This is a genomic window from Vibrio sp. TRT 2004, assembly GCF_050113735.1.
GTDB lineage: Bacteria > Pseudomonadota > Gammaproteobacteria > Enterobacterales > Vibrionaceae > Vibrio.
This window is the reverse complement of sequence record NZ_JBNJOH010000024.1, coordinates 26,718-49,875: the sequence shown is the minus strand read 5'-3', so window position 1 is coordinate 49,875 and position 23,158 is coordinate 26,718. Positions and strand designations below refer to the sequence as shown.

The 23,158-nt window shown below is 45.9% G+C and carries 22 protein-coding genes; 5 read left to right on the top strand and 17 right to left on the bottom strand.

All coding sequences use genetic code 11. The features are described 5' to 3' along the window. Positions 1–92 precede the first annotated feature (92 nt). Both sppA and ansA read left to right on the top strand, forming a co-directional pair. Positions 93–1,943, top strand: coding sequence for a signal peptide peptidase SppA (gene sppA, locus ACQEXR_RS11375; protein WP_427020369.1), 1,851 nt, complete (start codon positions 93–95; stop codon positions 1,941–1,943). Positions 1,944–2,080: 137 nt separating this feature from the next. After that, positions 2,081–3,097 (top strand): asparaginase, encoded by a 1,017-nt coding sequence (gene ansA / locus ACQEXR_RS11370; RefSeq protein ID WP_138970744.1) that lies wholly within the window; start codon positions 2,081–2,083, stop codon positions 3,095–3,097. 114 nt (positions 3,098–3,211) lie between these two features. Here ansA and serS read toward each other — a convergent pair whose 3' ends face one another. The 4 genes from serS to ACQEXR_RS11350 all read right to left on the bottom strand — a co-directional run bounded on the left by serS (position 3,212) and on the right by ACQEXR_RS11350 (position 7,274). Further along, the gene (gene serS, locus ACQEXR_RS11365) at positions 3,212–4,519 is read right to left on the bottom strand and encodes a serine--tRNA ligase (protein WP_427020368.1); all 1,308 of its coding nucleotides are present in this window, start codon (positions 4,517–4,519) and stop codon (positions 3,212–3,214) included. Positions 4,520–4,616: 97 nt separating this feature from the next. Further along, complete coding sequence (locus ACQEXR_RS11360) at positions 4,617–5,963, bottom strand: replication-associated recombination protein A (protein WP_331417527.1); 1,347 nt, start codon at positions 5,961–5,963, stop codon at positions 4,617–4,619. A gap of 2 nt (positions 5,964–5,965) precedes the next feature. Continuing rightward, a complete protein-coding gene (lolA, locus tag ACQEXR_RS11355) occupies positions 5,966–6,562 on the bottom strand; it encodes an outer membrane lipoprotein chaperone LolA (RefSeq protein ID WP_427020367.1) in 597 nt (198 codons plus the stop codon). A 97-nt stretch (positions 6,563–6,659) separates the two neighbouring features. Then, positions 6,660–7,274: a YecA family protein gene (locus tag ACQEXR_RS11350; protein WP_427020366.1), complete on the bottom strand. Its 615-nt coding sequence runs from the start codon at positions 7,272–7,274 to the stop codon at positions 6,660–6,662. A gap of 256 nt (positions 7,275–7,530) precedes the next feature. Here ACQEXR_RS11350 and dusC point away from each other — a divergent pair, with 256 nt between their 5' ends. Continuing rightward, the gene (gene dusC / locus ACQEXR_RS11345) at positions 7,531–8,484 is read left to right on the top strand and encodes a tRNA dihydrouridine(16) synthase DusC (protein ID WP_138970749.1); all 954 of its coding nucleotides are present in this window, start codon (positions 7,531–7,533) and stop codon (positions 8,482–8,484) included. On the opposite strand, the gene ACQEXR_RS11340 is transcribed toward dusC, so the two are convergent. The 6 genes from ACQEXR_RS11340 to cysB form a co-directional block, all read right to left on the bottom strand. Beyond that, entirely contained in the window at positions 8,481–9,944 is a 1,464-nt protein-coding gene (locus ACQEXR_RS11340; protein ID WP_427020365.1) for a GGDEF domain-containing protein, read from the bottom strand. The genes dusC and ACQEXR_RS11340 overlap by 4 nt on opposite strands. A 124-nt stretch (positions 9,945–10,068) precedes the next feature. Next, on the bottom strand, positions 10,069–10,863 hold the full coding sequence (locus ACQEXR_RS11335; protein WP_269376053.1) for an ABC transporter ATP-binding protein: 795 nt from the start codon (positions 10,861–10,863) through the stop codon (positions 10,069–10,071). Continuing rightward, positions 10,860–11,804: an ABC transporter permease gene (locus ACQEXR_RS11330; protein WP_331417524.1), complete on the bottom strand. Its 945-nt coding sequence runs from the start codon at positions 11,802–11,804 to the stop codon at positions 10,860–10,862. Before ACQEXR_RS11330 ends, ACQEXR_RS11335 begins: the two co-directional genes overlap by 4 nt. Before the next feature lie 63 nt (positions 11,805–11,867). After that, a complete protein-coding gene (locus tag ACQEXR_RS11325; RefSeq protein ID WP_427020364.1) occupies positions 11,868–12,833 on the bottom strand; it encodes an ABC transporter substrate-binding protein in 966 nt (321 codons plus the stop codon). Between the two features lie 326 nt (positions 12,834–13,159). Continuing rightward, the gene (locus tag ACQEXR_RS11320; RefSeq protein ID WP_427020363.1) at positions 13,160–14,353 is read right to left on the bottom strand and encodes a methyltransferase; all 1,194 of its coding nucleotides are present in this window, start codon (positions 14,351–14,353) and stop codon (positions 13,160–13,162) included. A 54-nt stretch (positions 14,354–14,407) separates the two neighbouring features. Next, positions 14,408–15,382, bottom strand: a complete 975-nt coding sequence (gene cysB, locus ACQEXR_RS11315) for an HTH-type transcriptional regulator CysB (protein ID WP_427020362.1) — start codon at positions 15,380–15,382, stop codon at positions 14,408–14,410. Between the two features lie 292 nt (positions 15,383–15,674). On the opposite strand from cysB, the gene ACQEXR_RS11310 reads away from it, so the two are divergent. After that, positions 15,675–16,439, top strand: coding sequence for a DNA repair protein (locus tag ACQEXR_RS11310; RefSeq protein ID WP_331427172.1), 765 nt, complete (start codon positions 15,675–15,677; stop codon positions 16,437–16,439). A gap of 74 nt (positions 16,440–16,513) precedes the next feature. Then, the gene (gene miaE, locus ACQEXR_RS11305; protein WP_427020361.1) at positions 16,514–17,290 is read left to right on the top strand and encodes a tRNA isopentenyl-2-thiomethyl-A-37 hydroxylase MiaE; all 777 of its coding nucleotides are present in this window, start codon (positions 16,514–16,516) and stop codon (positions 17,288–17,290) included. A gap of 56 nt (positions 17,291–17,346) precedes the next feature. Here the strand turns inward: miaE and pyrF are convergent, their stop codons facing one another. The 7 genes from pyrF to ACQEXR_RS11270 form a co-directional block, all read right to left on the bottom strand. Then, positions 17,347–18,042, bottom strand: coding sequence for an orotidine-5'-phosphate decarboxylase (pyrF, locus tag ACQEXR_RS11300; RefSeq protein WP_427020360.1), 696 nt, complete (start codon positions 18,040–18,042; stop codon positions 17,347–17,349). Positions 18,043–18,123: 81 nt separating this feature from the next. Then, on the bottom strand, positions 18,124–19,293 hold the full coding sequence (gene lapB, locus ACQEXR_RS11295) for a lipopolysaccharide assembly protein LapB (protein WP_138970758.1): 1,170 nt from the start codon (positions 19,291–19,293) through the stop codon (positions 18,124–18,126). Between the two features lie 27 nt (positions 19,294–19,320). Next, on the bottom strand, positions 19,321–19,599 hold the full coding sequence (locus ACQEXR_RS11290; protein WP_006881263.1) for a LapA family protein: 279 nt from the start codon (positions 19,597–19,599) through the stop codon (positions 19,321–19,323). A 140-nt stretch (positions 19,600–19,739) separates the two neighbouring features. Next, the gene (gene ihfB, locus ACQEXR_RS11285; protein WP_006881264.1) at positions 19,740–20,021 is read right to left on the bottom strand and encodes an integration host factor subunit beta; all 282 of its coding nucleotides are present in this window, start codon (positions 20,019–20,021) and stop codon (positions 19,740–19,742) included. Positions 20,022–20,231: 210 nt separating this feature from the next. After that, entirely contained in the window at positions 20,232–21,902 is a 1,671-nt protein-coding gene (gene rpsA, locus ACQEXR_RS11280) for a 30S ribosomal protein S1 (protein ID WP_138970759.1), read from the bottom strand. A gap of 102 nt (positions 21,903–22,004) precedes the next feature. Further along, on the bottom strand, positions 22,005–22,685 hold the full coding sequence (gene cmk, locus ACQEXR_RS11275; protein ID WP_426953160.1) for a (d)CMP kinase: 681 nt from the start codon (positions 22,683–22,685) through the stop codon (positions 22,005–22,007). Positions 22,686–22,827: 142 nt separating this feature from the next. Next, entirely contained in the window at positions 22,828–23,121 is a 294-nt protein-coding gene (locus ACQEXR_RS11270) for a ComEA family DNA-binding protein (RefSeq protein WP_138970761.1), read from the bottom strand. Between the last annotated feature and the right edge of the window lie 37 nt (positions 23,122–23,158).

Below are 23,158 nucleotides of genomic sequence, written 5' to 3'. Positions count from 1 at the left end.
TATACTAGTTTAAGTAGGATATAACTATATCTTGAATTCTAAGGTCTTACATTGGATAAGCCCTAACCTGCGAGATTCGCAGCGGAGAAAAAATGAAGAGTATTTTTAAGTTTGTTGGCATGTTTTTCAAAGGGATCTGGAAACTGATCACTTTTATTCGTCTTGCCCTCGTCAACCTGATTTTTCTGGCAAGTATCGGTATTATTTATTTCATCTATACCAATGCCGAATCGCCTGTGCCGACGGTTTCTAAAGAGTCCGCGCTGATCGTCAATATTTCTGGTCCAATTGTTGAACAGGCAACTTATGTCAATCCAATGGATTCGTTGACAGGTTCTTTGTTTGGCCAGAGCTTACCGAAAGAAAACGTCCTTTTTGATATTGTTGAAACCATTCGACGTGCAAAAGATGACTCACAAATCAGTGGTATTGTTCTCGCGCTGCGCGATATGCCAGAAACCAATCTGACTAAACTGCGCTACATCGCTAAGGCATTGAATGAGTTTAAGGCCTCTGGAAAGCCAATCTACGCGGTAGGCGACATGTACAATCAGAGTCAATACTATCTCGCTAGCTATGCAGATAAGATCTACCTAGCACCTGATGGTGCCGTAATGTTGAAAGGTTATAGCGCCTATTCACTTTACTACAAATCTCTTTTAGAAAAGCTCGACGTTAATACCCATGTATTCCGTGTTGGCACCTATAAGTCTGCCATAGAACCCTTTGTACGTGACGATATGTCGAAAGAGGCAAAAGAGTCCGCCTCTCGCTGGTTAGGGCAACTTTGGGGGGCATATATTGATGATGTCGCGGCCAATCGTCAGCTTGATGCCAAAACACTCAATCCTGATATGAACGAGTTTCTCGCTCTGCTTAAAGCAAACAATGGTGATCTCGCTTCGTTATCGCTAAATGTCGGCCTAGTCGATCAACTGGCGACACGCCAGCAAGTAAGAAAAGAGCTTGTCGATGTTTTTGGTAGCAACGGAGAAGACAGCTATAACTATGTCGACTTCTATGAGTACCAGTTGACAATAACACCTAAATTCAACCTAGCTTCTGATGATATCGCGATTGTGGTGGCAAGTGGTGCCATTATGGATGGTTCACAACCACGCGGCACTGTTGGGGGCGATACAGTTGCTGCCCTACTGCGCCAAGCACGCAATAATGACAAAGTGAAAGCCGTTGTACTGCGTGTTGACAGCCCTGGAGGCAGCGCATTTGCGTCAGAAGTCATTCGCAACGAAGTCGAAGCTCTAAAAGAGGCAGGCAAACCTGTCGTTGTATCGATGTCGAGCCTTGCCGCTTCAGGGGGTTATTGGATTTCAATGAGTGCAGATCGCATCATGGCACAACCGACAACCTTAACGGGTTCAATAGGCATCTTCAGTGTGCTAACGACGTTTGAAAAAGGTCTGAACAAACTGGGTATCTATACCGATGGTATCGGTACTTCGCCTTTCTCTGATGTCGGTATCACTACCGGTCTTTCAGATGGCGCATCCCAAGCATTCCAAATGGGGATCGAACATGGCTATAACCGTTTTATCGGTCTGGTGAGTCAATCACGTCAAATGCCTATAGACAAAGTGGATGAGGTAGCTCAAGGCCGCGTTTGGACAGGTCAAGACGCATTGGAATTCGGCTTGATCGATAAAATTGGTGACTTTGATGACGCAGTCGCATTGGCAGCGGAACTGGCTAAAGTTGAGCAATACAATCTCTATTGGGTTGAAGAGCCACTGTCTCCAGCTCAGCAGTTTATTCAAGATTTCATGAATCAGGTCAGTGTCCACTTAGGGATTGACGCGACGACGATGCTGCCGCAAGCACTCCAACCCGTCGCTAAACAAGTGCTGCAAGATACGAATATGCTGCAAAGCTTCAATGATCCAAAAGGGCAATACGCTTTCTGCCTAAACTGTCAGGTTCAATAGCTTCGCTTCACAGCATGGTGACTAAACCGACCAGATGATTTAGGGGGGATTCCTGTGCGGAATCCCCCTTTTTATTGGCCTAGATTAAGATATAATTCCCCGCTCTGTTCCCCCTACAATTAACTGGTTTCAAAGCAATGGCAAGAAAACATATTTATATCGCATACACCGGCGGTACCATTGGTATGCAAAAATCCCATGATCACGGCTATGTTCCTATCGCTGGCTTCATGGAGAAACAACTCGCTAGCATGCCAGAGTTTCATCGACCAGAAATGCCTGAGTTTACTATCCACGAGTATGATCCTCTGATTGACTCGTCAGATATGACACCTGCAGATTGGCAACAAATCGCGGATGATATCCGTGATAACTACGACAAGTACGATGGTTTCGTGATCCTGCATGGCACCGACACCATGGCATATACTGCATCTGCACTATCGTTCATGCTGGAAAACTTGGGTAAACCTGTCATTGTCACTGGCTCTCAAATTCCATTGGCTGAACTGCGCTCTGACGGTCAAGCCAATCTGCTAAATGCCCTGCATATTGCTGCGAATTACCCGATTAACGAAGTGACGCTGTTCTTTAACAACAAGCTCATGCGTGGCAACCGCAGTACGAAATCTCACGCTGATGGCTTTAACGCCTTCACTTCACCAAACCTACCTCCACTGCTAGAAGCGGGTATCAATATTCAAATCAGCAGTGAGATTGAAGTCGGTAAGAAACCAGAAGGCGAGTTTAAAGTTCACGACATTACACCACAGCCTATCGGCGTGATTACTATGTACCCAGGGATTTCTCACGAAGTCATTCGCAACACGTTGCTTCAGCCTGTCAATGCAATGATTTTGCTGACGTTCGGTGTCGGTAATGCTCCGCAAAATCCCGAGCTACTCAATCACCTCAAAGAGGCTTCACAGCGTGGCGTTCTCGTCGTCAACCTGACTCAATGTCTCGCTGGTAAAGTCAATATGGGCGGTTACGCAACGGGTTGTGCCTTAGCAGAAGCTGGCGTGATCAGTGGCTATGATATGACGCCAGAAGCAGCGCTGGCGAAACTGCATTACCTTTTAAGCCAAGGTCTAAGCTACGAACAAGTTAAGGTTAAGATGCAGCAAGTGCTTCGTGGTGAGATGAGTATTTAACCTCTCCCCAGCATCTCTTGTAGAAAAGCCGGCTTACTGTCGGCTTTTTTATTTCCCGCAGGTACAAAAAAGGCGACTGTATCAGTCGCCTTTTGCTTTATATATCGCTCGCGATTAACCGATGTGCGTTGCGCCGCCCATGTACTTCTGAAGTACAGTTGGGATTGCGATACGACCATCAGCTTCTTGGTTGTTCTCCAGAATCGCAACCATTGTACGACCTACAGCAAGGCCAGAGCCATTTAGTGTATGAACAAGCTCAGGCTTCTTCTCGCCTTTACGACGGAAACGCGCTTGCATACGACGAGCCTGGAAGTCCCACATGTTTGAACAAGATGAGATTTCACGGTAAGTCTCTTGCGCTGGAACCCAAACTTCAAGGTCGTAAGTCTTACGAGCACCGAAGCCCATATCACCAGTACACAGAACCACTTTACGGTAAGGAAGTTCTAGCAGTTGAAGAACTTTCTCTGCATGAGCGGTGAGTTCTTCAAGTGCATCCATTGAGTCTTCCGGCTTAGTGATTTGTACCAATTCAACTTTGTCAAATTGGTGCATACGAATAAGACCACGAGTGTCACGACCATAAGAACCCGCTTCTGAACGGAAGCATGGCGTATGAGCTGTCATTTTAAGTGGCAGATCTGCTTCGTCAGTAATCGTGTCACGAACCATGTTAGTAACAGGAACTTCCGCAGTTGGAATAAGCGACAGTTTACGTGGTTCTTCGTCGTTCACTTTCTCTTCTAGCGGCTCTGTGTGGAAGAGGTCTTTACCAAACTTAGGTAGCTGGCCAGTACCAAATAGGCTGTCAGAGTTTACTAGGTAAGGCACATACATTTCTGTGTAGCCGTGCTCTTCAGTGTGAAGATCAAGCATGAACTGAGCAATTGCGCGGTGAAGACGAGCAAACTGCCCCTTCATCACGATAAAGCGTGCACCCGTAATCTTAGTGGCACTCGCAAAATCAAGACCGTCGCCCATTTCACCTAGGTCAACGTGATCTTTCAATTCGAAGTCGTAAGTTTTTGGTTCACCCCAACGAGAAATCTCTACATTGTCATTTTCATCTTTACCGTCTGGCACTTCATCTGCAGGCAGGTTAGGAACCGATAGAGTAATTTCATCAAGTTTCGCCATTACCGCGTCAAGTTCGACTTTTTTCGCGTCTAAATCGCTACCAAGTGTACCGATTTGCTTCTTGATTTCTTCTGCACCGTCTTTATCGCCAGCTGCCATTTTCTGGCCAATCTGCTTGGAGATGGAATTACGCGTGGATTGTAAATTTTCAACTTCTACTTGAATGGACTTGCGTTGTTCTTCAAGTGTACGGATTGTCTCTACGTCTAGCTTAAAGCCACGACGTGCTAGTTTTGCAGCTGTTTCACCCAGCTCTGTACGAAGTAATTTAGAATCCAGCATTGTTAATCCTATGCTTTTTTTAGTAGTGAAATCGCGCTCAAGCTTCATGCTCAAGCGCTAAAAATATTAACCGAATAAATGTATCTAAAATGGACGCTTATTCATAGCGTTTTTGTGGGCTTTTTGCGTCTAAACTAGCCAAGTAATCTAACTTTTCGCCAATTTTAGTTTCTAAGCCGCGATTGGTTGGCTGGTAGTAAGTTTTTCCCGACATTTCTGGTGGCAAATATTGCTCACCAGCCGCATACGCTCCTGGTTCATCGTGGGCATAACGGTACTCGGCGCCATAACCAAGATCTTTCATCAGGCTGGTGGGAGCATTACGAAGATGAGGCGGCACTTCATACTCAGGTAAGTTATGCGCATCGGCCAGAGCTTGCTTCCAAGCGGTATAGACGGCATTGCTCTTTGGCGCGCATGCTAAATAGACAATGGCCTGAGCAATCGCGCGTTCGCCTTCGGCTGGCCCCACTCGTGTAAAACAGTCCCATGCTGATAGAGCTACCTGCATAGCACGCGGATCGGCATTACCAATATCTTCTGACGCAATAGCCAACAGCCTGCGAGCAATGTACAAAGGGTCACAGCCAGCTGCAATCATCCGAGCAGACCAATAGAGGGCGGCATCGGGGTTGGAACCTCGAATTGATTTATGTACCGCTGAAATTAAGTCGTACCAGATGTCTCCTTTGTTGTCGAAACGAGAGACCTTCTCCCCGGCCACTTCCGCCAACAAAGCCAAAGTGATCTGTTTTTTCCCTTGCGCGTCTTCTTGAGCCATATCATACAGCAGCTCAAGGTAGTTTAGGGACATGCGGGCATCACCGTTGACAAGTTCAGATAAACGATCGAGCACGTTGTCGACAAATTCAGCCTCTACCCCACCTAAACCACGCTCTTCGTCATTAATGGCTTGTTCAAGCGCCAGACGGATATCTTCTTTGGCCAACGACGTCAGTTTGTAAACGCGGGCACGTGACAGCAAGGCGTTATTGAGTTCAAAAGAGGGGTTTTCGGTTGTTGCGCCAATAAAGGTTACCGTGCCATCCTCGATATGAGGGAGAAACGCATCTTGCTGGGATTTGTTGAAGCGATGTACCTCATCAACAAACAAGATGGTGCGTCGACCTGCCAGTTTATACTCACGAGCTTTGTCAATGGCAGCACGGATCTCTTTTACACCCGAAGTGACGGCCGAGACACGCTCAACCTCTGCGTTAGCATAATTGGCAGCCACTTCAGCGAGAGTGGTTTTTCCTGTACCCGGCGGCCCCCAAAGAATCATCGAGTGGATATGCCCAGCTTCTAGAGAACGTCTTAGCGGCTTGCCTTGGCCAAGAATATGTTGCTGACCAATATACTGCTCGAGTGTTTGAGGGCGCATTCTGGCAGCAAGGGGGCGAAAGTCTTCATCCCCCGAAAAATCTAACGTGTAGTTACTCACACTTAGTTCCTTTGGTCATCGACCTCTACACCCTGTGGAATAGCGAACGTAAAACGATCAGCACTTGGTTTGCCAAGGTGGATATTGTTGAACGTAAACGTACTTTGCTGGCCATCTTGTTCAACCACACTAAACCCTTCCACCTTACCTTGAGGGTCGATTTTTAGCTTAAATTGACCTTGATTGCTGTCCGCTGCGGTTGGCGTTAAGGTGAAGGTATTCCCTTGTTGTTCAACCTTGTAGTTATCCCAGTCGCTCGCGCGATTGCGAGTCAGAAGAACAAAGGGGGTTTGCTCTGTTGCTTGCTCTTGCCAATAGATACTCACTTGTTCAATGAATGGGCTGTAATACCACAGGCTCTTACCATCAGACACCAAGACATTTTCGTCCGGAGCGGTTGTCGTCCAACGAAATAGACTCGGACGTGCGATCTCTACATTACCCTGACCTTCCATCACAACGTCGCCTTCAGGGCTGATCAGCTGTTGAGAAAAATCAGCACTGAATCCATCGTTCATTTGTAGTCGTTGGCTAAGCTCATCTTTAGGCGCAGCCATAACGGAAAAGCTCATCATTAGTAATACAGCAAATTTTTTCATTCGATTGTTACCCTAATTGGTCGCGTACGTACCACTTATAACTTCTAATTCGTTCTAATATGACCGAACAAGGTTAACTTTGTTCGATCAGTTTTGTTTATTTTCCGCAGCACTGCTTGAATTTTTTACCGCTCCCACACGGACATTCATCGTTACGACCAATGTTTTTGTATGGGTTAACGCTTTGAGCTTTGGCACCTGTCATTGCTGCATCAGCGGCTTGCGCTACTTCAGCAATCATCAGGTCTATTTGGTCAATAAAGTCACTCAGTAACGGTGGGGTTTCAATGCCCGACGCTTGCATTTGACTACGAGTTTGCTCTTCATCAACCGCTAACATAAACGTCGTTAACATCGCCTGAAGCATACGCAGTGTTCCATCTCCTACACTGGTCTCCATCCACTGCTCTTCGACAGTCGGCCACAAGGCCATAAAGCCTTCTGCGAAGTCAGCCAGTTGTTCGGCTTGGCGTTCAGGTTCGAGTAAGTTCAATAGCGAGTATTCACCTCGCTGCAAATAAGCGTATTGCTGATGAATATGCGCTTCGATACTCGGTCTCACCTCTAATGCACGCTCAGTAAAAACCGACCCTAGCCAACTTTCTGGGGCTAAAGGTTTGGTTGCCATATTGGCCGCGAGCGTTAAGCCTTCAATAAAGAGTGGTGATTCGGCAGTAATTGAGTCTTCGAGTGTCAGAATTTGATACTTCATTTTCTTGTTCTAGTGTTAATCGTTGTTTAGCGACATTATAACCCTATGCAAGGTCTGCGGTCACTTCGAGACTTCCCTCCCTGATTCGATGACCATACCTTGCTGAAACTTTCGCTACTGTTCCCGTCACGGCTAGTCTCAACGTTTGGTGGCTAGCCTTTTCTTTTTCTCATTGGCTTTGCACAATCTTAGTTGAGGGATGACTTTATCGGCTAATACCTCTAAAATCACGCCTCCTAAATCTGAGGTGTAATTTATGCGTGTAGTTCTGGGGCCTATGGAGGGCGTGTTAGATCACTTAATGCGAGAGATCTTAACGGATATCAATGACTATGACTTGTGTGTCACTGAGTTCGTCCGTGTTGTCGATCAACTCTTGCCTGATCACGTCTTTCACCGCCTGTGTCCAGAGTTACTACAAGGCTCTCAGACGAAATCTGGGGTTCCTGTACATGTACAACTGCTTGGTCAAGATCCACACTGGATGGCTGAAAATGCCGTTCGTGCAGCACAACTTGGTGCCAAAGGCATTGACCTCAACTTTGGCTGCCCAGCTAAACTCGTCAACAAAAGCAAAGGGGGCGCGGCATTGCTGCAACATCCTGAGTTGATTCACAATGTGGTTAAAGCATGCCGAGAAGCGGTTAGCTCAGATATTCCTGTCACAGCTAAGATTCGTTTGGGCTGGGACAACCCTGAAGACTGCTTCGAAATCGTCGACGCGATTCAAAGTGCCGGGGCAAATGAATTGACCGTCCATGCCAGAACCAAAACGGGTGGCTACAAAGCGAGCGAAATCAAGTGGGAGTACATCAACAAAATTCGCCAACGTTTCGATATTCCGCTGATTGCCAATGGTGAGATATGGAATTATCAAGATGGTCAAGCCTGCATTGACACTACTGGAGTTGACTCTTTAATGGTCTGCCGTGGTGCGTTCAACGTGCCGAATTTGGGCAATGTGGTTAAACATGATCATGCGGTGATGCCTTGGTCACAAGTTGTTGAACTGCTCTTGGTGTATTCTCAGTATGAAATGAAAGGCGACAAAGGTCTTTACTATCCTAACCGAGTTAAGCAGTGGTTCGCGTATTTACGTCATCAGTATCCACAAGCAGATACGCTATTTAGAGAAATTCGCACCTACAACAAAGCTGCACCCATTGTTGAGCATATCACCCGATACCGAGATACACTCGTCGCAGCTTAGAACACCAACTGATCTTTACCGGCGTTTTTCGCTTGATAAAGCTTTTCATCAGCAGCTTTGAATAACACTTCGAAGCTGCTTGCTCCTTCTGCTTCAACCACTTCAACACCACCAGACACTGTGAAACCGTTTTCTACAGCCGCCTCTGAATGCTGGCAAATATCGTTCCTTACCCTGAGCATGCTTTTCTCAAGTGGTTCCTTTGCGTTACCCGTCATGTAAACCACAAATTCCTCGCCACCTATTCGAGCCGCGGCATCACTACTACGAATGCCTAGGCTAATCTGTTCTGCCATATATTTAATAACGGTATCGCCGACATCATGGCCGTGGTTATCATTAATTTTCTTAAAATCATCAATGTCGAAAACCCCGAGCGCGATATAGTGACCGTGCAGGGCGTTATTGGTTAAAAACGCTTCTAAGCCACGTCGATTTAGCAGGCCTGTCATAGGATCTGTCGCGGCAAGCTCTCTGAAATAACCATGCTCAACCCTTGTATTAATCAAAAATAACACCACAACAGAGAACACATAGATAAAGGCCGTCACTAGAAGGCTGTATCGTTGAAAGTAGAAAAAGTGGCGAATCTCTTTTTGTAGATCAAAGAGATAATAAAGAGCATAGTTGCTTGCTACCCCTTCTACGTTAATCATTTTCAGCCTAAACGCATTGTCAGGTGGAGAGAGGTCACTGGTGTTTAGGATATGCAGTTCGCCCGCTAATTTGCCTTGAGTTGCGAGCAGACGTTGGTAAGAGATATCTAATGACAGCATCCCCTGATGCACATCATTTAGGTAGACTGGCATCGTCATACTCAAAATGGTGTCATTGCTTGCAATGATTGGGGCTGGCCCAGACAAAGTAATTTTATCTCGGTTACTGGCGGTCACGTGCCAGTATGGGCGAGCTTGGATGGTGTCGAGTAATTCCACCGTCAGACTCTTTGCATAATCATCAGGCGAAGACATTACATAGCCTGCTCTGTCGATATAGTGAATGCCTAGCAGATACCCATCGATATCGTGTAAGAATGACAAAATTGGAGCAAGTGACACTTGGTTGGAAACTCGCTGATAGATGTCACTACCCGGAGTACAAAGGCTTTCTCTGCCAACCAACAAATAGTTAATGTCGACAGCGGGAATGTCATAATCCCGCCCTTCGGATCTCAGTAGAGCGTCACTCGGCCACATCTGACATAAACCCTCGACAATTCGACGATTATGTTCAAGCAGCATAAAGTTTGCGTTCTTATCATGGTTGGAAAAGCTATAGTCTATCGCGGCAACGACTTTAGCGGCGCGAAAAGTTGCCTCAACGACACGAGTGTATTCATCATCGATATCGCGATTAACGGCGTCATAATGGTTTTTTAGCGTCAATGCAAGCACGACTAAGGAGCAAACCATAGGTGCTAAAAATACAAACTTTAAACTAAAGTGCCTGTCAACCTGCATCTATTTCCTCACTAAAACTAAACCCATCAATATTGTAATACAATTGATGGGTTTAGTAGATATCCAGATTGAGATTATCTCATAGATTTGGTGGATATTTCGGTAGCAATTTGTCAGCAACTCGTTAATTTAACAATAAGCTATCATCCGCCAGTTCTTCTCCACGAACCTTAGAAAACATCTCTAAAAGATCTGGAACTCGCATATTCGCTCGCTGTTCACCGGATACATCGAGAACAATCTCGCCTTGGTGAAGCATCACGGTACGGTCACCACAAGCTAACGCGTCTTTCATTGAGTGAGTAACCATCATCACAGTGAGGTTGAACTCCGAAACAATTTTCTTCGTCAAATCAATAATAAACGCAGCCATACGTGGATCCAGCGCTGCTGTATGTTCATCCAATAACAATAATTTGCTATCGGAAAGCGTCGCCATCACAAGGCTCACAGCTTGACGCTGGCCGCCCGATAATAGGCCAATGCTGTCACCTAAACGGTCTTCCAATCCTAGCCCTAGGATACTGATACGCTCCTGAAAAAGTTTGCGACGCTGAGATGAAAGAGAAAGATTCCACCCTCTCTTTTTACCACGCATATATGCGAGTGCCATGTTCTCTTCAATCGTCAACTCTCCACACGTACCAGCTAAAGGATCCTGAAACACTCGAGCACATTGTTTGGCTCGCTGATCCACTGTTTGACGAGTAACATCGAGTTCATCAATCACTACGCGTCCACCGATCATTGGCGTTTCACCGGTAACAGCTCCAAGCAACGTTGATTTACCTGCACCGTTCGAACCAATCACGGTTAGGAATTGGTGCTCCGGAACCTCAAGAGAAACACCACGCAAAGCACGATTTTCTAAGATGGTTCCTGGATTGAACGTCACCTGAATATCTTCTAGACGAATCATGCTACTTCTCCTGACTCTTTATCCTGCTTGGATAGATTTTTGCTCTCCATCGCAGGGCTAAGCTTTTTTGATTTAAGGTTACCTTTAATCTTGGGCGCAATCAGCGCTGCTGCAACCAGAACTGCCGTGACCAAGTTGAGGTCTGAGGCTTGCAATCCGAACATCCCTGAACTGAGTGCAAATGCGACCGCCAGACGGTAGAGCACTGAACCGACGATAACTGCAACAACAGCCACCCATATTTTTCTTCCTGGAATAAGCGTTTGACCGAGTATCACCGCAGCCAAACCAACCACGATAGTCCCGACACCAGAAGTCACATCAGCAAAGCTGTTCGTTTGAGCAAACAAAGCCCCAGCAAAGCCAACAAAACCATTGGATAACGCCAGACCAAAGTAGGTATAAAAGGATGTGCTCGCCCCTTGCGCTGAAACCATGCGGGCATTGACTCCCGTCGCGCGTAGGCCTAGTCCGAAGTCGCTGTTTAGTAAACGTACCACCAGCCAGGCAGAAACCAACACCAATATGCCGACCAACAGTGGGCGAACTAACATAGGATCGCCGTACGCCTCAAACGGGGTCAGAATAGTGTCCTCACCAAGCAAAGCTAAGTTTGGTCTACCCATGATGCGGATATTGATAGAAAAAGCCGCGATCATCGTTAATATCGATGCCAAAAGATGGAGAATTCCACAGCGAACCGCTAAAAACGCGGTCACCCAGCCAGTCGCAGCACCCGCTACGATCGCCATCAAGGTCGCCAACCACGGATTGATACCAGCAACAATTGCAGTAGCGGCAACGGCGGCTCCCATAGGAAAGCTACCATCTACACTTAAGTCAGGAAAATCAAGCACGCGAAAGGTGAGATAAACGCCGAGGGCTACGAGACCATACAGTAAGCCAATTTCCAAAGCGCCAAAAAATGCAAAAGCAGACATAACAACTCCCTTTTCTGCTAAAGACTCACACCCCCAAGCAACGAGGTTGCTTGGGGGATTGGTTTATTTCACGCTTGTCGCACGGTCTAGTACAGACTGTGGAATCACCACACCAAGTTTGGTCGCAGCGCTTTGGTTAACAACCAGATCTGAGCCCTTTGCCACTTTGACATCAAGCGAACCAGGCGCTGCACCTTCAATGATCGCTGCAACATAATCCGCGGTTTGAACACCCACTTGGTAGTAGTCAAATCCTAAGCTCGCAATGGCGCCTTTTTCTACGTATGAAGTCGCACCACCCAATACTGGTGTCTTAACCTGATTAGCCGCAACAATCATACCCTCAATCGCACTCGCTACCGTGTTGTCTGTTGGCGCATAAATCACATCTGACTTCGCTGCGATAGCTTGCGTAGCAGATTGCACGTCAGCACTTTTCAGAGCCGTCGCTTCGATAACTTGAATGCCCTGCTCTTGTGCGCTGCGTTTTAGAAGTTCTACTAACGTCACCGCATTCGCTTCACCTGGGTTGAATACCACACCGATAGATTTGACCTGTGGAAGAATCTCTTTGATCAATTCAACATGCTGGCTGACGGGAGAGAGATCGGACAGACCAGTCACGTTCTTACCTGGTTGTTCCAATGTCTTAACTAACTTCGCACCAACTGGGTCAGTAACCGCGGTAAATACAACTGGGATCGTACGAGTAGCTGAAACGAGTGCTTGGGCAGTAGGAGTCGCGATACCAACTAAAACATCCGGTTTTTCACCCACATATTGACGCGCAATCTGAACTGCAATAGCAGGATTGCCCTGTGCAGTTTTGTAATCGAATTCTAGGTTTTTGCCTTGCTCGTAACCTTTGGCTTTTAGCCCGTCGATTAGACCTTGGCGAGTGGCGTCTAGCGCGGGATGCTCGACAATTTGTGATACGACTACCTTAGCCGTTTTTGCCATGATACTGGTTGATGAGAGTAACGTAACACCTGCGAGAACGGCGGTCGCAATAGCTTTTCCTGCTTTCATCTTGACTCCTTGATGTCGTACCAACGCCACTGACTATCTAAACATTCTTCGAGGCCAAGAGTGCAATCACTAAATTACGGTGATGACGCCATAAGAATGACAAAGTAACCGCCACTGGTACGGTGCTCTCAGTCCCTTCTGCCTAGCAATAACCTGAGTACACAATTAATGGCGCTGGTATAAGCAATAATATGTTGTGTGAAGTTCTGTTTTGTATTTATAAATTGCACACTTTATGTGCGCATCAATTATTATTACCAGCAAGCTGTACAAAAGAAAAGCACGTTTTAACATTGGAGTAACAAAAAGAGACACCACCTTGCTATCTACACTTTCACAGCATGAATCAGTATGTTACGGGGAGTCATCTCTCGTGAGCAAAACTCCGAGATTTGAACGCGATAGCCGTTCTCATTAAGGAAAAGTCCCTTATCCAGCACTAGCCACATTTCCAAACATCGCCTGAATGGTTGCTGAATCAAACTGATGCGTTCCATTTGCCAATACTTTTCCAAGCCCAATTGTTCAAAATGACTAAAATCAACATCCGGTAGAAGGATACCTTTACTATCACTCGCCCAACGACAAAACGCTTCAAAGCCTTGAGAAAGCTGCGACTTCTTAATACTTGGCACAGGTTGATAGCGTTCGAATCCCAGCACATTACGTAACAGCAGATCAAAGCCAAGACGATATGACATCTCTTCGATTCGGTGCCTTCTCACCCGCTCGCCGCCAGTAACCGTTTCTTGAAGAGGGATCCGCAGCTCAGACTTGCTTAACCCAAGCTTAGATTGTTTCCCTTCGATAGAGAGTGCTTGATAGTGCTCATTGGCGATCAAATGATAGCAACAGGGAGAAAAAGTAATCGCTGGTAGCCTCTTGTCGGTAGCATGGTTAAGAAGCGATATATGCAGATCTCCGCAAGCATGCAGAGCGACGGCGTGCTGATTTGAACTGAATACCTGTTGTGCATCGCGACTCAACGCGTCGCCCTGAACAAAATGCATCGGCAGGTTGTGTTTGTCCGCTTCAAACTGCCCCGCATCACAAAGCATTTGCTGAAACTCAAAACTGGTCACCTTATGCTGGGTTTGACTCGCGAGTACTCTGCCGAGAAATCCCTTACCTGAGCACCACTCTAACCATTCGCTACCGTGGTGATCGCGCAGCGCCGCCTCTCCCATGGATAGGATTTGCTCAAGCTTACGCCCTGGGACACCATTTTCGACACCACGCGCTAGTGCTAACTCCTGCTTGTCGATAGAGGGCAATGTCGTCCACTGGGAAGTTTGCTCAACACAAGCCAGATGAGGCGTTAAGGCGTTAATAAGGCTTAGGTTATTCTGTTTATAGCCTTCAATTTCTTTTGGGCTCAAGCCGTCTAACCAAGCACACAGCTGTGGATTAGACTCTTTCCAGGGCAAATGGCTATCGAAACATGAAATGAAAGCCTCAAAACGCCAATATTGCTGATTTTGCGTTAGAAACTGATCGAGTGATTTGAATTGAGTATGCATGACTTCCCCCCGGTGTGCGTAGTGTAGAGGGAAGTCACTAGAGATGGTAGTCGCTTAACGAATAGGAAGGTCGATATCTTTGAACATTTCTTCGATTTCTGCGCTCGATTTAAGCGACAACGCCCGCTCAACAACTGGACGTGTTAAATGCGGTGCAAAACGTTCCATAAAGTCGAACATGTAACTGCGTAAGAAGGTGCCGCGTCTGAAACCAATACTTGTGGTGCTCGCACCAAAGATATGACTCGCATCAATTGCGACCAAATCAGTGTCTTGCTCTTTGTCGATCGCCATACTCGCAATAACACCAACGCCAATCCCCATACGCACGTACGTTTTGATCACGTCTGCGTCTGTAGCGGTAAAGACAACTCGCGGTGTTAGGCCATATTTATTGAACGCAGTATCCAGCTCAGAGCGACCTGTAAAACCAAATACGTACGTCACCAACGGATAGGAAGCCAGATCTTGAATGGTCACCTTTTCCTTCTGTGCCAGAGGATGGGATTTTGGCACAACAATGGAACGATTCCAGTGGTAACAAGGCAGCATGATCGCATCTTGGTATAGGTGCAGTGCTTCCGTCGCAATGGCGAAATTAGCAGTACCCTTGGCAATCGCCTCTGACATTTGAGATGGCGTACCTTGGTGCATATGGAGTGATACTTTAGGGTAACGAGCGGTAAATCCTTTAATAACGTCAGGAAGCGCATAGCGAGCTTGAGTGTGTGTCGTTGAGATATTGAGAGTACCCATCTCAGGATGGGTATGCTCACCGGCAACGGCTTTGATGCTTTCGACACGAGCTAAAATTTCCTGAGAAATGCGAATAATATCTTCACCAGCCCCCGTCACTTGAGTAAGGTGTTTTCCACTGCGTTCGAAGATCTGAATGCCCAGCTCATCTTCCAGCAAACGTACCTGCTTACTGATGCCCGGCTGAGACGTATACAGACTTTCCGCAGTAGCTGATACATTTAAGTTATGGTTAACGACCTCAACAATATACTTCAATTGTTGTAATTTCATTCTCGACCTCGTAATCCCTTACTCTACGCCCCATAGCGAGCGAACATAGTTTATAATATTTAGTTATAACGCCTATGGGTTCAAATTGATAGTCCAATCGTTATCAAGCCGCATAAAAGCAGAGGCTTGTGGCTATTTTGCAATCAAATACGCAGAATCAACCTTGCATTGGCATTTTTCATTAATAAAATCGAACATTTGAGCGATAATACAAAACAGGTGCAGGGAGTGATTAGAATCGTGTATGCTTGCTTGCTAGCCAGTAAAAAATAAAACATAAGATACGGAATTTATGAATATAGGGTTAATCATAGCTTTAGTTGCCATCTTACTTGTCTTGGTATTGGGCTATAACATAATGCTTCAATACAAAGTCAAAGCTGAAACTGCACGGAAGCAGGAGAGTTCGCGCTATCTTCAAATCATAGATGCAACAGAAGAATTAATCGGTCACGCACACCATATGCCTTATAGTAAGGAGTTATTGGTGTGTCTAAACACCCGTATCTTAGACGCACTACAAAGTATGCATGAGCTGGATCCAAAGAATAAACAGCTTGAACAACGCGTCGAACACGTCAAACAACAGATCAAACAACTTGAAGAAAATTACCAAGGTGGCGAGAGCACAACCTTTAAAGTGCCAAGCAGTGATAAGCAAGCGATTGTTATGCTTAAACTGGTTAAACGCCTTCGCGACACTATCCGTAGTGAACACAACAAAGGTCGCTTTGAAACTCAGGCCTACGTTACCGAAAATGCTCGCTTGGAAACCATCCAGATACGCATCAACATTGAAAACGTCATCAAACGTTCAAATGATGCTATCGTACGTGGTCAACCGGGTACGGCTGTGCAACTGCTTCGTAAAGGACTTGATGCTCTTAGCACCAAAAATGACAACTATTCGAACCAAGCACGCGAAAAACTTCAAGGAATGTACGACGACCTTGAATCGAAAAGACAAACTCGAAACGCTGAAGAGTTACACCAAATCGAAGAAGACCAACGTAAAAACGATATGGATGCGCTCTTTGGTGAGAAGAAAAAATGGTAATATAACTGCCATTACACATCCTCTAAAGGTCGCTGTTGCGGCCTTTTTCATTTCAATTGACAGATTTGTTCAAGATGATTGAGTTAAACCAATACCAAACCTTGTTAGAGCCGATAAACGGCTTCTTACACTGTTCTACGCCCGATGCATGGGTTGTGGAAGCCCGCAAACCCGAAAACCTAAAGGTGGTACTCATCGACCACCTCCTTTGCGAGCTCAAGGCCGGACAGTCCGCGATGTACCTAATCCGCAAGTACGCTGTCGATAAGGAAAGCGCACATAGCCTCTTAGATTGGTTCAAACCTTACGAAAACTTCGCCTATCGCAAAATGGGAAGTCTGGAAACATTAAAAGGGAAAAGCCAAATATCGAAAACGATCATGGCCAAATCTGATTCACCTTACAGCCAAGATCTTATCGACAAAATGGTGATGCTGATTAAAGAAGAGTTACACCATTTTTATCAAGTCTTGGAAATCATGGACAAGCGCAATATAGCCTATGAGCCTGTCCAAGCGAGTCGCTATGCAAAGGGATTAATTAGCAGCATGGCAACGCATGAGCCTCAAAGCTTGATCGATAAGTTAATCATCGGCGCATATATAGAAGCTCGATCGTGTGAACGATTCGCTAAACTCGCACCGCATATGGATGAGGATATTGGCAAGTTCTATGTCTCTCTCTTACGCTCAGAAGCCCGTCACTATCAGGACTATTTAACGCTTGCAGAAGAGATTGCTGACAAAGACATCAGTGAGAGAGTGGCTTACTTCGGTCAGATTGAAGCAGAGCTAATTACTTCTCCCGATAGCGACTTCAAGTTCCACAGTGGCGTTCCAGATTGCATTTAGCCTTAGATGAGTGACAAAAAAGCCAGCAAATGCTGGCTTTTTAGCACAATCAATCTTTACACAAGTGTCGCATTGATATTTTCCAACACTGCGGCAGGATCGGCGGCTTGGGTAATTGGACGACCAATAACCAAGTAATCTGAGCCAGCCGCGATAGCATCGACTGGTGTCATAATACGTTTCTGGTCTCCCACTGCCGCACCGGCTGGACGAATGCCAGGAGTAACCAGTTTAAACGCCTTACCCAGCTCACTTTTCAGCATTGATGCTTCTTGTGCGGAACAGACTACACCATCCAGGCCTGAATTTTTTGTCAAATTGGCCAAACGAATCACTTGTTCCTGCGGCGCGATATTAAGGCCAATGCCTGCAAGGTCGCTTTGCTCCATGCTGGTGAGTACAGTCACACCAATAAGTAGCGGACGATCTTTACCATAAGGCTCAAGAATCTCTCTCGAAGCCGTCATCATACGCTCCCCACCACTCGCATGGACGTTAACCATCCACACTCCCATTTCAGCTGCCGCACGAACCGCTTTCGAACACGTGTTAGGAATGTCGTGGAATTTGAGGTCTAGGAAGACTGAAAAGCCACGTTTGTGCAGTTCTACGACGAAGTCAGGACCAAATAAGGTAAACATCTCTTTGCCGACTTTTAGACGACATGAGCTTGGGTCAATTCTATCAACAAAAGCGAGTGCATCGGCTTGGTTGTCATAATCCAGTGCAACAATTACTTTTTGGTCGATCATTTCATCTCCTAACTATAAATAAATCGAAAAAAAGCAGCGGGATCACCGCTGCCATTTTGTAATGGGTCAAGCCCATAAAAACTATTCACCATCCAACCCACGGATTGGCTTAATCGTTCCCCACCCCTTACACGAGGGACAATGCCAATACATTGAGTGGGTCGAGAAACCACATTTACGGCATCGATAATGCGGTTTCACTTTTAACTGTTCACCAACCAGTTTTTGTAGCGTACCTAAACTGGCCTTTGCCCGACCTTCTTCAGCCTCTGCTAAATGGTAGTCCATCAGACGGTAGAAGCCCTTCATCGTAGGGTTTTTTACCAACTGTCGCGTTAATAGCTCTTGAGCGGCGCCGACACCATCGTGTTGAGCAACGAGTTGAGCCAGCATTAGCTCCGCTGATACACCGACTTTATTGACGATACACTGGCGTAAAAAGCTCAGTAGCTCATCTTCTTGGCCAAGATGGTGATAACATTCCGCTAGTGTTGGGAGAACCTCACTAACAAAATCGCTATCTTGCTCTAAGACACGCTCCATATACTCAATGGTGCTGCGATAGTCTTCAATGTCTAGATAGAGTTTTCCTAAAGCGATAGAAGCTCGTACACACTTTGGGTCTTCCGCTAATGCACGTTTGAAGTACTGCATTGCCTGAGCGTCATGCCCTTCCGCTTTTTCCTGCATCGCCAATTCACACCAAAAGTGACCAATACTGGTACGCATTCGTTTACGACCCATCTTAACGAGTAGAGAGGCATAATTGATTGCCTTATTCCACTCTCGAGTCTGTTGATAGATAGCGACCAGTTGCTGTAGCGCTGCTTCACGGTGATCCGGTTCATCAACCAACTGCTCAAAGATTTTTTCAGCACGATCAAGAAAACCCGAAGCCATGTAATCTTTTGCTAATTGCTGCAAAGCAATGTTTTTTTGGTCGATGGTTAACCCAGAACGGGAGATGAGGTTTTGGTGGATACGAATCGCTCGGTCAACTTCCCCTCTCGATCGAAATAGGTTTCCGAGAGCCAGGTGAGTATCAATCGTTTCGTTATCGACTTGGAGAAGTTCAATAAAGTGGTCGACCGCCTTATCAGACTGATCCGATAAAAGCAGGTTCAAACCCGTCACATATTGACGTGAGATTTGATTGGATTGTTTCTGCTTGTCTTGCTGGGCGCTGCGATTACCCATATACCAGCCGTAAGCGGCTGCGATTGGCAATAACAAGAACAGGATTTCTAACATCGAGTGACAGCCTACCTAATACGACTTTTAAGCTTTGCCTTGAGTTGGTTCACTTGCTGCTGGAGAGAGCTTAGTTAACTGTTTTCTTAGTTTGCGTACTTGCAACTGAGATTTAAGATGCAAACTACCAAATATTAGCCATGCCAGAAGGAAACCAACAATAAACACACCACCCAACAGTGTGGACAGGTGGAACTCTCCCTGAGCTAACAAATAGTTAAATGTTACAATCGCTTGATTCTGAGAGCCTAAGGCCAGTGCAATCAAAAATAGGGCCAGTACAAGAACGATTTTTATAATTTTCATAGTCCATCACCTAAGATAAGTTCTGCCGTTACGATTATGCAGTAAAAGCATCAAACAAACCATGGTTATCTCTGTAATTCGAATGATAAAAAAGCGGCATACGCTATGTATGCCGCTCATTTTACAGTCAATTCGAGTTACTAACCGATGTTTACTCGCTCACGCAATTCCTTGCCAGGTTTAAAGTGAGGAACAAATTTTCCTTCAAGCTCTACTTTGTCACCTGTTTTAGGATTACGTCCCACACGTGGCTCGCGGAAATGAAGAGAGAAACTACCAAAACCACGAATCTCAATTCGGTCGCCACTTTCCAGTGTTGAAGCCATATGCTCTAAAATATCTTTTACAGCATCTTCAATCTCTTTAGCCGAAAGGTGAGTCTGTTCTGCACAGAGTCTTTCGATCAATTCAGACTTAGTCATAGTTGCCCTCATAGAGTAATTTATCACTTATTATAGTAAGTAATACCAGTTCCAACAAACACTTGCCTACAATTTTAGACAAAAATTGAACAATGTGTGCAATGAAAAACTACATTTAACAAAACATCTTGCAGAGATTGGTATTACCACTAGCCATGAATGAAACATAAAAAAGGAGCCTTTCGGCTCCTTTTTCTTAAAAGCGACTAATTATTCGCCTTTAGCTGCTTTGAAAGCGTCAGCCATAGCGTTACCGAATGCCGCTTCATCAGCGCTGTTCAGTGTAGCCATTGCTTCTTGCTCTTCAGCTTCATCTTTAGCTTTGATAGATAGGTTGATTACGCGGTTCTTACGGTCTACACCTGTGAACTTAGCTTCAACACTGTCACCAACACTTAGGATTAGAGTAGCGTCTTCTACGCGGTCGCGAGAAACTTCAGAAGCGCGGATGTAACCTTCTACGCCTTCTTCAAGTTCGATAGTTGCACCTTTAGCGTCTACTGCAGTAACAGTACCGTTAACTAGTACACCTTTCTTCTTCTCAGAAACGTAAGCATTGAATGGGTCATTTTCCATTTGCTTAACGCCTAGAGAGATGCGCTCACGCTCTGCGTCTACTGCTAGAACTACTGCAGAGATTTCGTCGCCTTTCTTGTACTCACGTACAGCTTCTTCACCAGCAACATTCCAAGAAATGTCAGATAGGTGAACTAGACCGTCGATGCCGCCGTCTAGACCGATGAAGATACCGAAGTCAGTGATAGACTTGATCTTACCAGTAACTTTGTCGCCTTTAGCTTGCGCTTCAGCGAAAGATTGCCATGGGTTAGCTTTACACTGTTTCAGACCTAGAGAGATACGACGACGCTCTTCGTCGATTTCAAGAACCATAACCTCAACTTCGTCGCCAACATTAACAACTTTAGATGGGTGGATGTTCTTGTTAGTCCAATCCATTTCAGAAACGTGTACTAGACCTTCAACGCCTTCTTCGATTTCAACGAAACAGCCGTAGTCAGTTAGGTTAGTAACGCGACCAGATAGTTTGTGACCTTCTGGGTAACGCTTAGCGATTGCTACCCATGGATCTTCGCCTAGTTGCTTAAGACCTAGTGATACGCGAGTACGGTCACGGTCGAACTTAAGAACTTTAACTTGGATCTCGTCACCAACGTTAACGATCTCAGAAGGGTGCTTAACGCGCTTCCAAGCCATGTCAGTGATGTGTAGAAGACCGTCAACACCGCCTAGATCTACGAACGCACCGTAGTCAGTAAGGTTCTTAACGATACCTTTAACTTCTGCGCCTTCTTGTAGAGTCTCTAGAAGCTCATCACGCTCAACGCTGTTCTCAGATTCGATAACTGCACGACGAGAAACAACTACGTTGTTACGCTTCTGGTCAAGTTTGATAACTTTGAACTCTAGCTCTTTGTTTTCTAGGTGAGCAGTATCGCGGATTGGACGCACGTCTACTAGTGAACCAGGAAGGAAAGCACGGATACCGTTTAGTTCAACAGTGAAACCGCCTTTAACTTTACCGTTGATGATACCAACAACAGTTTCAGCTTCTTCACAAGCTTTCTCAAGTACGATCCAAGCTTCGTGACGCTTCGCTTTCTCACGAGAAAGTTGAGTTTCACCGAAACCGTCTTCTACAGCGTCTAGAGCCACGTCTACTTCAGAACCAACTTCAACTTCAAGTTCGCCAGCAGCGTTCTTGAACTGTTCAGCAGGGATAGCAGACTCAGACTTAAGACCAGCGTCAACAAGAACAAAACCGTTCTCGATAGCTACTACAGTACCTTTAACGATAGTACCTTGTTGGAATTCAGTCTCGTTTAGAAACTCTTCAAAGAGTTGAGCAAAAGATTCAGTCATTATTTAATCTTCAATAAATTAAACGTCCACGGGTGTCCTACCACATGGGGTTATTAACTTCGCCAGTCATCATCCTTGCGACCAACGTTCTTACCTAGCAGCCTAGGCTACTAGCTTAGATTCGATATATTGTAGTGCCTTTTCTACCACTTCGTCGATACTCATCGCAGTAGAATCTAGCAAAAGCGCATCCTCAGCAGGGCGTAATGGCGCTACTGGGCGGTTACGATCTCGGTCGTCACGCTCTTGGATCTCGCTTAAAAGGTCGTCAAATTTAACATCTAACCCCTTGCCTTGCAACTGTTTAAGACGGCGACTTGCTCGCTCTTCAGCACTTGCGTCCAGAAAGATTTTCACTTCAGCTTGAGGGAAAACAACCGTCCCCATGTCACGACCATCAGCCACCAAACCTTGACCTTCTGCAAAAGCACGCTGACGACGCAAAAGGGCTTCACGAACACGCGGTAAAGCAGCGACCTTTGATGCAGCCATGCCCGTTTCTTCTTTACGCAGTTCACGAGAAACATCTTCGCCTTCAAGGATAACCTTGACCAGCTCGCCTTCAGCAACAAACTGCACATCCAAATGGGTCGCCAAAGGAACCAGCGCATCTTCCGATTCAAGATCAACGCCATGATGAATTGCAGCTAGAGCTAAGACACGATAGATAGCGCCAGAGTCTAGTAAATGAAACCCTAGTTTTTTTGCAAGCAGCATACAAAGTGTGCCCTTGCCGGCACCACTTGGTCCATCAACGGTTACTACCGGTGTATGAGACGACATGTTTTACTCCGTGTTGTTTTCTGATCAACGTTCGACTCGTTGACCTTGTTTCGGCGTGGAATTATAGAGGGAAATGCCCACAGGTTCTAGGCAGGATTTGTCGTATGCGTAAAAAAGAGCGCCAAGGCGCTCTCCAATCAGTTTATAGCTTAATTCGGTCTCGGTTCTGCGCCACAATTGCAGCACCAATACCTTTGACTTTCTCGAGATCCTCGGCACTTGTGAAGTGACCATTGAGCTGACGGAACTCGACGATTGCCTGAGCCTTCGCCAATCCGATGCCTAACAACAGGTCGGCGAGCTCCTCCGCACTGGCTTGGTTGATGTTAACCGTGATCTCGATACCTTGATACTTGGCATCGGTGCTAGCGTCTTCAGCTTGGGTGATGGCAGGAAATGATAGTAGAAGAGTAACTAGCAGTAGTTGTTTTAACATTTTAGTTTCCTTGTTTACTTATGTGCAGGCCCAGACT

What these genes read in the sequence shown, in the direction of transcription:
- sppA (WP_427020369.1), top strand. Translation starts at nt 93, where the DNA reads ATGAAGAGTATTTTTAAGTTTGTTGGCATGTTTTTCAAAGGGATCTGG.
- ansA (WP_138970744.1), top strand. Translation starts at nt 2,081, where the DNA reads ATGGCAAGAAAACATATTTATATCGCATACACCGGCGGTACCATTGGT.
- serS (WP_427020368.1), bottom strand. Translation starts at nt 4,519, where the DNA reads ATGCTGGATTCTAAATTACTTCGTACAGAGCTGGGTGAAACAGCTGCA.
- lolA (WP_427020367.1), bottom strand. Translation starts at nt 6,562, where the DNA reads ATGAAAAAATTTGCTGTATTACTAATGATGAGCTTTTCCGTTATGGCT.
- ACQEXR_RS11350 (WP_427020366.1), bottom strand. Translation starts at nt 7,274, where the DNA reads ATGAAGTATCAAATTCTGACACTCGAAGACTCAATTACTGCCGAATCA.
- dusC (WP_138970749.1), top strand. Translation starts at nt 7,531, where the DNA reads ATGCGTGTAGTTCTGGGGCCTATGGAGGGCGTGTTAGATCACTTAATG.
- ACQEXR_RS11340 (WP_427020365.1), bottom strand. Translation starts at nt 9,944, where the DNA reads ATGCAGGTTGACAGGCACTTTAGTTTAAAGTTTGTATTTTTAGCACCT.
- ACQEXR_RS11335 (WP_269376053.1), bottom strand. Translation starts at nt 10,863, where the DNA reads ATGATTCGTCTAGAAGATATTCAGGTGACGTTCAATCCAGGAACCATC.
- ACQEXR_RS11330 (WP_331417524.1), bottom strand. Translation starts at nt 11,804, where the DNA reads ATGTCTGCTTTTGCATTTTTTGGCGCTTTGGAAATTGGCTTACTGTAT.
- ACQEXR_RS11325 (WP_427020364.1), bottom strand. Translation starts at nt 12,833, where the DNA reads ATGAAAGCAGGAAAAGCTATTGCGACCGCCGTTCTCGCAGGTGTTACG.
- ACQEXR_RS11320 (WP_427020363.1), bottom strand. Translation starts at nt 14,353, where the DNA reads ATGCATACTCAATTCAAATCACTCGATCAGTTTCTAACGCAAAATCAG.
- cysB (WP_427020362.1), bottom strand. Translation starts at nt 15,382, where the DNA reads ATGAAATTACAACAATTGAAGTATATTGTTGAGGTCGTTAACCATAAC.
- ACQEXR_RS11310 (WP_331427172.1), top strand. Translation starts at nt 15,675, where the DNA reads ATGAATATAGGGTTAATCATAGCTTTAGTTGCCATCTTACTTGTCTTG.
- miaE (WP_427020361.1), top strand. Translation starts at nt 16,514, where the DNA reads ATGATTGAGTTAAACCAATACCAAACCTTGTTAGAGCCGATAAACGGC.
- pyrF (WP_427020360.1), bottom strand. Translation starts at nt 18,042, where the DNA reads ATGATCGACCAAAAAGTAATTGTTGCACTGGATTATGACAACCAAGCC.
- lapB (WP_138970758.1), bottom strand. Translation starts at nt 19,293, where the DNA reads ATGTTAGAAATCCTGTTCTTGTTATTGCCAATCGCAGCCGCTTACGGC.
- ACQEXR_RS11290 (WP_006881263.1), bottom strand. Translation starts at nt 19,599, where the DNA reads ATGAAAATTATAAAAATCGTTCTTGTACTGGCCCTATTTTTGATTGCA.
- ihfB (WP_006881264.1), bottom strand. Translation starts at nt 20,021, where the DNA reads ATGACTAAGTCTGAATTGATCGAAAGACTCTGTGCAGAACAGACTCAC.
- rpsA (WP_138970759.1), bottom strand. Translation starts at nt 21,902, where the DNA reads ATGACTGAATCTTTTGCTCAACTCTTTGAAGAGTTTCTAAACGAGACT.
- cmk (WP_426953160.1), bottom strand. Translation starts at nt 22,685, where the DNA reads ATGTCGTCTCATACACCGGTAGTAACCGTTGATGGACCAAGTGGTGCC.
- ACQEXR_RS11270 (WP_138970761.1), bottom strand. Translation starts at nt 23,121, where the DNA reads ATGTTAAAACAACTACTGCTAGTTACTCTTCTACTATCATTTCCTGCC.